This window comes from Bradyrhizobium sp. 23, from assembly GCF_023073295.1.
Classification (GTDB): Bacteria; Pseudomonadota; Alphaproteobacteria; order Rhizobiales; family Xanthobacteraceae; genus Bradyrhizobium; species Bradyrhizobium canariense_D.
On the sequence record NZ_JADPJF010000070.1, the window covers coordinates 152,489 to 160,038 of the forward strand.

The 7,550-nt window shown below is 64.1% G+C and carries 8 protein-coding genes; 2 read left to right on the forward strand and 6 right to left on the reverse strand.

Annotated elements, in window-relative coordinates; genetic code table 11:
* The 6 genes from uxuA to IVB32_RS18560 form a co-directional block, all read right to left on the reverse strand.
* A partial coding sequence (uxuA, locus tag IVB32_RS18535) for a mannonate dehydratase (protein ID WP_247410893.1) occupies positions 1-567 on the reverse strand: 567 nt, incomplete at its 3' end.
* 15 nt (positions 568-582) lie between these two features.
* Positions 583-1,632, reverse strand: coding sequence for an L-idonate 5-dehydrogenase (locus tag IVB32_RS18540; protein WP_085351940.1), 1,050 nt, complete (start codon positions 1,630-1,632; stop codon positions 583-585).
* Positions 1,629-3,035, reverse strand: coding sequence for a TRAP transporter large permease (locus tag IVB32_RS18545; RefSeq protein ID WP_018454001.1), 1,407 nt, complete (start codon positions 3,033-3,035; stop codon positions 1,629-1,631). The genes IVB32_RS18540 and IVB32_RS18545 overlap by 4 nt, the downstream gene beginning before the upstream one ends.
* A 4-nt stretch (positions 3,036-3,039) precedes the next feature.
* A complete protein-coding gene (locus IVB32_RS18550; RefSeq protein ID WP_018454000.1) occupies positions 3,040-3,618 on the reverse strand; it encodes a TRAP transporter small permease in 579 nt (192 codons plus the stop codon).
* A 135-nt stretch (positions 3,619-3,753) separates the two neighbouring features.
* Complete coding sequence (locus tag IVB32_RS18555; protein WP_018453999.1) at positions 3,754-4,713, reverse strand: sialic acid TRAP transporter substrate-binding protein SiaP; 960 nt, start codon at positions 4,711-4,713, stop codon at positions 3,754-3,756.
* Positions 4,714-4,818: 105 nt separating this feature from the next.
* The gene (locus IVB32_RS18560; protein ID WP_026232647.1) at positions 4,819-5,628 is read right to left on the reverse strand and encodes a FadR/GntR family transcriptional regulator; all 810 of its coding nucleotides are present in this window, start codon (positions 5,626-5,628) and stop codon (positions 4,819-4,821) included.
* A 145-nt stretch (positions 5,629-5,773) separates the two neighbouring features.
* On the opposite strand from IVB32_RS18560, the gene IVB32_RS18565 reads away from it, so the two are divergent.
* Positions 5,774-7,243 carry a mannitol dehydrogenase family protein gene (locus IVB32_RS18565; protein WP_247370119.1) on the forward strand — a complete coding sequence of 490 codons (1,470 nt, stop codon included), beginning with the start codon at positions 5,774-5,776 and terminating at the stop codon, positions 7,241-7,243.
* A gap of 99 nt (positions 7,244-7,342) precedes the next feature.
* On the forward strand, positions 7,343-7,550 hold a 208-nt coding region (locus IVB32_RS18570), incomplete at its 3' end, for a nuclear transport factor 2 family protein (RefSeq protein ID WP_247410895.1).

Sequence of the window (7,550 nt, forward strand, 5' to 3'; positions counted from 1 at the left end):
GCCCGGCAGCGCGCTGGCGATGACCATGACGAGATAGTCGATATCTGCCTGGCTCATCTGCTCGAACAGTTTTTTCGCGCGGGCCTGCTGCTCGGGCGAGTATTCCTGGACGGCGGCGGGACGCTTCAGGATGTGCAGCTCGAAGGCCGCGAAACGGTCTTGATCGAAGCGCATGGCGCGGGCGCCGTTCGGCAGCTCCCATTCGAGATCGGTGCGGCACCAATCCACGACGGGCATGAAGTTGTAGCAGATGATCTTGATGCCGGCCGCGGCAGCCGCCTCCAGGCTGGCGATCCATGTCTCGATCGAGCGCGTCGCTTTAGCCCCGAGACGCTTGACGTCGTCGGGGATCGGAATCGATTCCACCACCGACCAGGTCAGCCGCGAGCGCCCGGGTTGGCCGCTCTCGATGAAGTTCTTGCGCTCCTCGACCGCCTTGCGTGTCCAGGCTTCGCCGATCGGCACCTGATGCAGCGCCGAGACGATGTCGCTCGCGCCGGCCTGCCTGACATCATCCAGCGAGACCGGATCGTCCGGCCCATACCAGCGCCATCCCTCGAGCATCATAGGAATTCTCCCGGATCAGTTCGCGGTCAGCACGACCTTCACGCTCTGCGAGCGGTCGAGCGCCAGCCGCAGCGCGTCCGGCGCGGTGGACAGCGGCCGCTCGGCGGTGACCAGCGACAGCACGTCGACGCTGCCGTCCGCGATCAGCTCCACCGCCGTCATGAACTCGAGCCCGAAGCGGAACGAGCCGCGCAGGTCGATCTCCTTGGCCATCACCGCATTGGCCGGCACCGGAATCTGGCCACCCGGCAAATTGCCGATCTGCACCACAACGCCGCCGCGCCTGACGATACCGATCGCACTGGCAAGGCCTGCAGCCGTGCCCGAGACTTCGAAAGCGACATCGTAGGGGCGCGAGGCGGCCTGCGCCTTCAGGCCTTCCTCGCCGGCTGCGACATTCTCGACGTGAGAGGCGCCGAGCCGGGTCGCAAAGGCCAGCGGCGCCGGCGCGATGTCGGCCACCGTGATGTCGGTCATGCCGGCGCGGCGCGCGGCGAGCATGGTCAGAAGCCCGATTGGACCGGCGCCGAAGATGATGCCGCGCTTGCCATCGATGTTGCCGGCACGCGCGACGGCGTGCAGGCAGACCGCGAGCGGTTCGGCGAGCGCCGCGGCCTGATAGGACACATGATCGGGAATCTTCACGCACTGTGCCGGGATCGCGTCGAAATAGTTGGCAAAGCCGCCCTGCATGTGCGGTGTCTTCGAGGCCGAGCCCATGAAGTAGATATTCTCGCAGAGGTTTTGCCGGCCTTCGCGGCAAGCGACGCAATGGCCGCACCAGCGCGACGGGTTGACGGCGACACGGTCGCCGAGCTTCAGGTTCGCCGCGGAGCCCGCGATCTCCACGACCTCGCCGGAGATCTCGTGACCGAGCACCAGCGGCGATTTCACGACGAAATCGCCGGTGCGGGCATGGCGGAAATAATGCATGTCCGAGCCGCAAATGCCGCCGGCGCCGAAACGGAGGCGCACCATGCCTTCAGCGAGCTTGTCGAGCGGATGCTCGACCATGCGCAGATCTTCGGGGCCAAACAGGGTTGCGGCGAGAGCAGTTGAAGTCATTTGGAAAGTCCCATGTATTTCGGCAGCCAGAGGGTCAGTTCGGGGATGTAGGTGATTGCGATCAGCGCAACCATCAGCGGCACCAGCCACGGCAGGATCGCCACCGTCGTGCGCTCGACCGAGAGCTTTGCGACGCGCGCGAGCACGAACAACACCATGCCGAGCGGCGGATGCAGCAGACCGATCATCAGGTTCAGCGTCATGATCAGACCGAAATGGATCGGGTCGATGCCGAGCTTGAGCACAATCGGCAACAGGATCGGCACCAGAATGGTGATCGCCGCCGTGGTGTCGATGAAGCAGCCGACGAACAGGATCAGGACGTTGGCGAGCGCCAGGAACACCCATTTGTTGTGGGTGATGCTGAGCATCCAGTCCGACAGCATCTGGGCTGCCTGCGACACCGTCAGCAGCCAGGCGAAGATCGAGGCTGCCGTGACGATGAACAGCACCGAAGCCGTGGTCTCGATGGTGTCGAAAGTCGCTTTCGCGACCGTTTTCATCGTCATGGTGCGGTAGCGTACCAGGCCGAGGAACAGCGACCAGATCACGGCGGCGACCGCGGCTTCCGTTGGGGTGAACCAGCCGAGCGTCATGCCGCCGATCAGGATCACCGGCGCCATCAGCGCCATCACCGCGGAGAAGTCGAAGTACCAGTCGATCGCGAGCAGCGCGAACAGGCCGAGACCAACTGCCCAATTGGTGGAGAGACCGGCGACCGTCAGAAGCCAGACAGCCATCGGGAAGCTCAATACGACGAGGATCTCGAGCCCCGCCGATCCCAATTGCGGCCAGGAGAACGGCGTATCGCTGCCCCATTTGTTCTTGTGCGCGAAGTAGGTGACGGTGGCCATCATCAGGAGCGTCAGCACGACGCCTGGAATGACGCCCCCCAGAAACAGCGCGCCGATCGAGACGTTGGCCATCATGCCGTAGATCACGAAAGGCAGCGACGGCGGGATGATCGGCCCGAGCGTGGCGGAGGCCGCGGTGACGCCCACGGAGAATTCCGTGGAGTAGCCGTGGTCCTTCATCGCCTTGATCTCGATGGTACCGAGACCGGCGGCATCCGCGATCGCGGTGCCAGACATGCCGGAGAAGATCACCGAGCCAATGATATTGACGTGGCCGAGGCCGCCGCGCATCCAGCCGACCAGCGCGACGGCGAATTTATAGATGCGCCCGGTGACGCCGGCGATGTTCATCAGATTGCCGGCCAGGATGAAGAACGGCACGGCGAGCAGCGGAAAGCTCTCGATACCGGCGATCATGCGCTGCGCCAGCGTGACGTCGGGCGTCACGCCGCTGACCAGGATGTAGAGCAGCGACGACGCCGCCATGGCGATGGCCACGGGAACGCCGAGCAGCATGAGGATGAGGAAGCCTCCAAGCAACAGCAACATGGAATTACCCTTCAAAGCCGTCGTAGGCGCCGGGACGTTCGAGGATCGAGTAGCCCTGCCGCAAATGTTGTATGGCCACTTGCACCGAGCGGACGAACATCAGCACGAAGCCCGCCAGCACGGCGTAATAGACGTAGTCCTTGGGAAGATTGATGGTGGTCATGGATTCGTCGCCGATGATCTGGATGTAGACCCAGACCAGCTTGATGGCGTAACCGAAGAAGACGATCCGGATCAGATCGATCACTGTCGACAATGCGCGCGCCACAAGGTGCGGAAGATAGCGATAGAGCAGGTCGACCTGGATGTGCCGCGACAGCCGCACGCACATCGAGGAGCCGATGAAGACCACGCCGATCAGGCAGTAGGTCGCGATCTCCTCGGTCCAGGCGTAGCTGTCGTTGAGGACGTAACGGGTGAAGAACTGGAGGAAGACGGCGAGCGCCATCACCCAGAAGATCGCCAGCGCGACCCAGTCCTCAAAAGCGTAGATGCCGAGATCGACCTTGGGCGTCGCCTCTTCCTCGAAGGTGTGGGCGATCTCGTCCGCGGTGATCTGCCGGTGCGTTTCGGCGGTGGACATGGGTGTGCTCCTCAAACTGATCACGTCGTTCCGGGATGGTGCGTCAGCACCAGACCCGGAACCGCGAGATTTTCAGGTGCGCAATTGCACACCGTAGTTCGGTCCAGCGGACCGCCCGGGATGGCGACTACGTCATTACTTCACCGCCTGAATGCGTTCCCAGTCGGCCTTGCGGTAGCCGAAGGTCTCGAACGCGACGTTCTTCAGCACGGTGTCGCGGAACTCGCTCTTGTCGACCTCGGTGACGGTCAGGCCCTTCTCCTTGAAGAAGGCGACCAGCTTGGCTTCGTTCTGCTTGATCTCCGCGGTCGCCTTGGCGGCGGCCTCCTGCGCGACGTCGGTGAAGGTCTTCTTGTCCTCGTCGCTGAGCTTCTTCCAAAGCGCACCGGCCACCACCGTGTTGAGATGGTCGACGATGTGGCCGGTCAGCACGATGTGCTTCTGCACCTCGTAGAACTTCTTGGCCTCGATCGTGGTGAGCGGATTCTCCTGGGCTTCGACGGTACCGTTCTGGAGCGCCAGATAGACTTCGGCGAACGCGATCGGCGCGGTGTTGGCGCCGCAGGCGCGCGGCATGGCGAGATAGGCGGGCACATCGGGCACGCGCATCTTCAGACCCTTGAGGTCGGCACAGGTCTTGATCGGCTTGTTCGACGAGGTCTGGCGCACGCCGTAATAGGTCACCGCGACGATGTGGTGGCCGCTCTTGTCCTCATAACCCTTGGTGAGCTCCTTGAAGATGTCGCTCTTGGTGTAGGCGAGCAGATGATCGGCATCGCGGAAGGTGTAGGGATAATAGGTCACGCCGATCGGCGGAAAGCTCTTGGCCGCGAAGCTCGAGCCGGAGATGATGATGTCGACCGAACCGAGCGAAAGGCCCTGGTTGATGTCGGCCTCCTTGCCGAGCTGCGACGCTGGATAGACGTCGATCGCATAGCGCCCGTTGGTGCGCTTGCCGATCTCCTGCGCGGCCCAGACCGAAGCAGTGTGGAAGGGCTCCGAGGTCTCGTAGACATGGGCCCATTTGAGCTTGGTCTGCGCCATGCCGGCGCCAGCCGTAGCAATCATCGCCGCGGCCGAGACCGCCAGCACCATTGTCATCTTTTTCAACACTGACTTTTCCTCCATTTTTCAAGTCTGCTTCTTTTAAATCCGCTTCTTGTCCGCCCGCCCCCAAACGCGGGTGCGGGCCGCACGATCTCATCGCGGTCGCGCGCTGCTGCTCGCAGCTCGCTTCTTCTTCGGCGCACGTTCCGGTTTTGTCGGTTTTGCCGTCGATCGCGCCGCGCGCCCGGAGGACGGTCCTGCCGCGCTCTCGGCTCCGAAGTTCTGCGCAAAGCGCTCCTGGGATCTCGCGAGATGATCGCGCATGGCTTCGCGCGCGGCCCCGGAATCATGCGCCGCGATCGCGTCGCGCACCGCGCGATGCTCGTCGAGTGCAGTGCGCCACGTGCCCGGGCTCTCGAAATAATGCGCAAGCTGCGCGAAATAGGGATTGAGGCGCTGGTCGAACAACTCGCCGACCACGCGCACCAGAACGGCATTGCCGAGGCTTCCGGCGATCGCGACGTGGAAGGCGCGGTCGTGGACCATCGAGGCTTCGCCGGGGTGTTCTACATTCTCCATCGCGACAAGGGACGCATCGATGCGGGCAAGGTCGTCCTTCGTCGCCACGCGCGCGGCTTCTTCGGCGATGGCGCTTTCCAGGAACTCGCGGGCACGCAACAGCTCGAACGGGCCCTCGATGACGGAAGCAGGCGCGGTCGCCGCAACCGCCGCAGGCTCGATCACATAGATGCCGGAACCGACGCGGATACGAAGGCGGCCCTCGACTTCGAGCGCGATCAGGGCTTCGCGCACCGTCGGCCTGGATATCTTGAGCTGCTCGGCGAGTTCGCGCTCGGTCGGCAAGCGGCTGCCGACCGCGTACTCACCGCTGTCGATCAGGCTTCGCAATTGATCGGCGACTTGGCGATAAAGCCGTCTCGCCTCCACAGCTTCCAGCGGCACGCTGGTCCTCCCGAAAGGGTCATGCCGGCAGCTCTCGCTGCCCGCGGCCCGCCAATTTTGGAAAATTGGTCTTACCAATTGACCGCAAGCATTGACCGAGGACGGGCGCCATGTCAAGCAGCGGCCAAACAAGGGGAGAGACGACATGCGCCTCGGCCGCGCCAATCTCGACCGGCTGCCACCCGGCATCCGCCGCCCGGCCTACAACCGTTCGCGCGTCACCTCTGGCATCGTGCATCTCGGCCTTGGCGCGTTTCATCGCGCCCACCAGGCCGTCGTCATCGACGATTGTCTTGGCGCCGGCGCGACGTCGTGGGGCATCGTCGGCGCGAGCTTGCGCAGCCCTGATACACGCGATGCCCTCGCCCCGCAGGATCATCTCTATACGGTTGCCATCCGTGCAGCCGAAGGCACCGAACACCGCATCATCGGTGCGCTGCTCGACAGCGTGGTCGCGCGCGAAAGCCCGGCACGATTGGTCGAGCGAATGGCCGATCCCGCCATTCGCATCGTCTCCCTCACCGTCACCGAGAAGGGCTATTGCCACACGCCGCAGACCGGCGATCTCGACGAACGGCATCCTGATGTCGTGCACGACCTCAACAATTTCGACGCGCCGCGCTCGGCTCCCGGCTTCATCATCGCCGCGCTGGCGCGCCGGCGGGCGCTGGGCGCCCTGCCCTTTACCGTGCTGAGCTGCGACAACCTCGCCGCCAACGGCCACACCGTACAGCGGATCGTGACGCAATTCGCCGCGCTGCGCTCGAAGGATCTCGGCAAGTGGATCGCGGATACGGTGGCCTTCCCCTCGACCATGGTCGACCGGATCGTGCCGGAGACGACGGATAGTGACCGCGATGCGGTTTCATCGGCGCTCGGTTTACGCGATGCATGGCCCGTCATGACCGAGCCCTTCACGCAATGGGTGGTCGAGGATCGCTTTACGGCCGGCCGGCCCGATCTTGCCGCCGCGGGCGTCGAACTGGTGAACGACGTCAAGCCGTTCGAGCTGATGAAGCTGCGGCTGCTCAACGCCAGCCATTCGGCGCTGGCCTATCTCGGCTATCTCGCAGGCTACGAGACCATCGCCGACACCATGCTGGATCCGCATTTCGCGCGCCTCGCCGCGCAGGTGATGGAAGAGGCCGCGGTGACATTGACGATGCCATCAGGCGCAGATCTGGCCGCCTATCGCGCCTCACTGCTCAAGCGCTTCGCCAATCCGGCACTGCATCACCGCACCTGGCAGATCGCGATGGACGGCTCGCAAAAGCTGCCGCAGCGCCTGCTCGGCGCGATCCAGGATCGTCTCGCCAGGAACCTGCCGATCGCGACGCATGCGCTCGCGGTGGCCGGCTGGATGCGCTACGTCAGCGGCCTTGACGAGAAGGGCCGCACCATCGACGTGCGCGATCCGCTCGCAGCCGAGTTCGCCGGCTTGGCGCGCGAGGCAGGTCCCGTCGCCGAACGATTGGCACCCGCGCTGCTCGGCGTCGGAAAAGTGTTCGGGCCCTTGGGCGCCGAGCCGCGCCTGCGCGAAGCCGTGACCGCTGCGCTCGGCCGGCTCTACAAGGATGGCGCGCGGCGTGCGGTGGAGATTCTGGTCTCGGCGTGACCACAAAACGGGCAGCGATGCTGCATTGCGGTCCAGATCGACGGAAAGTCGACGGAAGTCTTGCTTGATTTTTGCCTGTCATTGCCCCACCCGAGAGGCATGGCAAAGGACAGCAAGGTGATCGCCGCGAACGCAGCGTTCTACGCCGCCTTTTCGACCGGCGATTTCGACGAAATGGAGCGGATGTGGGCGGACGATGACGCCATTTCCTGCATTCATCCCGGCTGGCCGGCCATCATCGGCCGGGCCACGGTGATCGGAAGCTGGCGCGACATCCTGCAGAGTCCGGAGCGGCCGCAGATCGTCT